This is a genomic window from Mesorhizobium sp. M2C.T.Ca.TU.002.02.1.1, from assembly GCF_003997225.1.
This window is the reverse complement of record NZ_RZTO01000763.1, coordinates 1-2,947: the sequence shown is the minus strand read 5'-3', so window position 1 is coordinate 2,947 and position 2,947 is coordinate 1. Positions and strand designations below refer to the sequence as shown.

General features: G+C 67.9%; 4 protein-coding genes. All 4 read right to left on the bottom strand.

Translation table 11 applies throughout. The features are described from left to right. Positions 1-832 (bottom strand): aconitase X (locus EOD07_RS28975; protein ID WP_127237790.1); only part of this gene is annotated, 832 nt, incomplete at its 3' end. Further along, a complete protein-coding gene (locus EOD07_RS28970; RefSeq protein WP_127237789.1) occupies positions 829-1,317 on the bottom strand; it encodes a GNAT family N-acetyltransferase in 489 nt (162 codons plus the stop codon). The genes EOD07_RS28975 and EOD07_RS28970, both read right to left, overlap by 4 nt. Before the next feature lie 4 nt (positions 1,318-1,321). Next, entirely contained in the window at positions 1,322-2,077 is a 756-nt protein-coding gene (locus EOD07_RS28965; protein WP_127237788.1) for a molybdopterin-synthase adenylyltransferase MoeB, read from the bottom strand. 126 nt (positions 2,078-2,203) lie between these two features. Next, on the bottom strand, positions 2,204-2,947 hold a 744-nt coding region (recF, locus tag EOD07_RS28960), incomplete at its 5' end, for a DNA replication/repair protein RecF (RefSeq protein WP_127237787.1).

Sequence of the window (2,947 nt, the reverse complement as noted above, 5' to 3'; positions counted from 1 at the left end):
TCTCAGGCGTCACGCGGATCACCGCTTCCGGCTCCGGCCCCGCCAGGATGGCTTCGACGTGCGGAGCCTCGGGCGTGACGCCCGCAATGTGGAAAAGGCCAACCGCGCCCGACGATGCGGCCGCCGCGCCGAAGGCTTTCAGCGCGTCTTCGCCGGGATGAGCGGCCACGCCGGCGACGACGCCGATCGCGTTGCCCACCTCACGGCCATAGAGGCTCCCCAGGACAGGCCAGGCGATCTCCGAGGCGAGGAAGGATGGCGACAGGCCCGAGACATCGAAAACGAGCCTTGCCCTGCGGTTTTCGGGCCGATGCAGGCCGTAATCCGGCGCGCAGCCGACAATCGCGCAGGCAATGTCGAGAAAATCGCCATAGCGGTTGGTGCGCGCGCCCAGCACCGAATTGCAGAAGACGACCGCGTTGGACTCGCCCCAGGCGACGTCGCTGCCCAGCGCCGGCCTATGCCCGGCCTGGTAGGGCGCGCAGGTCCAGCTCTGCTCGCAGCCGAGCCTGCTATAGGCCTCCATCATCCGTCGCGCCATGCCGCGCTGCGGCTCTTCCAGGCGGATGCGCGAGCAACCCATCAGGTCGAGCGCCCCGACATTGAGCGTCGAGCGCACCGCGACCTGCGCGCCGCCCTCGACTAGTTTTTCAGCGAACAGCGTGCCGGAATCGCCGTGATACAGCGCGCCGTCGATATGCGTGGAGGCGATCGGGATGAGCCGCGGCGCGCCGAGCAGGCGGGCGCTTTCGGCGACGATGCGCATCGCCATGCCCGCGCCATCCTGGCGGGCGGCGATCGCCTGTTCTTCCGGGCTGAGCGAAAGGCTCATAGAAACACCTTGCGCATGGTGATGGAGGTCGGCTTGTCATAGCCCTCATGCGCCGTGCGCTCGGTCTCGCGGAAGCCGAGCCGGGCGAAAGCCGCGTGGTTCGTGGTCAGTTCGATGCGGGTCTGCAGCTCGATCGCATCCTTGCCGCGTTCGCGGGCAAGATCCTCGACCGCCCGCATCAGCCGGGCCCCTATGCCTTGGGCCTGCAGCCGCGGCTCGACCGCGAGCTTGCCGACATAGAAATCCCGCGCCCGTTCCAGCGCGAAGACGCAGCCGACGACGCGGCCATTCTCGATCGCCAAAAACCCGGCTTCCCGTTTCGCCTTCTCGGCAAGGGTATCGGCGGTCAAAAGATGCGCCGACGACGGCGGGTCGATGATGCCGTCCATATAGGCAAAGGCGCGCCGGATCAGCGCGAGCAGATCGTCCCATCGGTCGAAATGCGCCGGAAGGCCGGTTATGGAGATGCCGACGCCCTGGTCCATGCGCTCAGACGGCCTTGTAGCGGATGGTGTCGAAACGGGCCGTGAGGCCATCGTAGAGCAGCAGTCGGCCGATCAGCGGCTCGCCTATGCCGGTGATCAGCTTGATCGCCTCCATCGCCTCCAGCGTGCCGATGACGCCCGTCAGCGCGCCGACGATGCCGGCAACGGCGCAGGATGGCACCAGCCCTTCGGGCGGCGCTTCCGGGAACAGGTCGCGATAGCTCGGATTGCGCTTGCCGTCGGCGCCTGTCTCGAACGGCTTCAGCACCGTCACAGAGCCGTCGAAGCGGCCGACGGCGGCCGTGACGAGGGGTTTCTTCTCACCGGCGCAGGCATCGGCGGCCGCGTAGCGCGTCTCGAAATTGTCGGAGCCGTCGACAACGACATCGTAGCGCGCGACGAGGGCAGGGGCGTTCTCCGCCGTCAGCCTCAGGCGATGCGATTCCACCGTGACGTTGGGGTTGATGCGCATGATCGCTTCCCGTGCGCTGTCGGTCTTGGCCATGCCGATCGTGTCGCTGCCATGGATCACCTGCCGCTGCAGGTTGGACAAGGAGACCGTATCGTCATCGACGATGCCGAGCGTGCCGACGCCGGCGGCGGCAAGATATTCCAGCACCGGCGCGCCGAGCCCGCCGGCGCCGATCACCAGCACCCGCGACCGTTTCAGCTTCTGCTGGCCCGGCCCGCCGATCTCCGGCAGCACGATGTGGCGGGCATAGCGTTCGAGCTCTTCGTCGGTCAGGGCAGCGTCGGTCATAGCCGAACCATATCGCTGGCGCAGAGCCTTGTCAGTAAGCGCAAGGCGAAGCCTTGTGGTCCACACGCAAGGCGAAGGTTTGGCATGACGCGAGGCAAAGCCTCGTGGCGCAGCGCGGAAATGGCTTCAAGGGTTGGACGTCGGCCCAACGCTGCCGTGATCGACCGTCAGGAACTGTGCCCGGCCGGCAAGGCTCGAAAACAAGGCGGCGTCGGTGCCGGTCATGAAGGCCTGGCAATTCAGCTCTTCCAGGATCGAGAACAACGCCGCGCGCCGGCCCGCGTCGAGATGCGCGGCGATCTCGTCCAGGAGCAGGATCGGCGTCAGGCCCGACATCTCGCCGGTCAGCCTGGCATGCGACAAAACGATGCCGACCAGCAGCGCCTTCTGCTCGCCGGTCGAGCACAGTTCCGCCGGCATCGACTTCGGCCGGTGCCGCACCAGGAGATCGGAACGATGCGGGCCGTCCAGCGTGCGGCCGGCGGCGCGGTCGCGCTCGCGGCCGTTGGCAAGCGCGCGGCGGAAGCGCTCCTCGACGTCCACGGCCGGCGCGACGGCGACCTCGCTCTCCAGGTCGCCGGCAAGACTGATGTCGGCCTGCGGAAACGGGCCGCTGCCAGGCAATCGGTCGATCATGGCGGCAAGCAGCCGCACCAGCTCGGCTCGTGCCGCGGCGATCGCCACCCCCGTCTCGGCCATCTGCGTCTCGATCGCCTCGAACCAGGCGCCGTCGCGCGAGCCTTCGGTAAGCAAGCGGTTACGGCCTCGCATGGCCTTCTCATAGTCGAGCGCGCGCTGGCCATGGCCGGGGTCGATCGCCAGCACCAGCCGGTCGAGGAAGCGGCGGCGGTCTCCCGCAGGCCCGGGAAA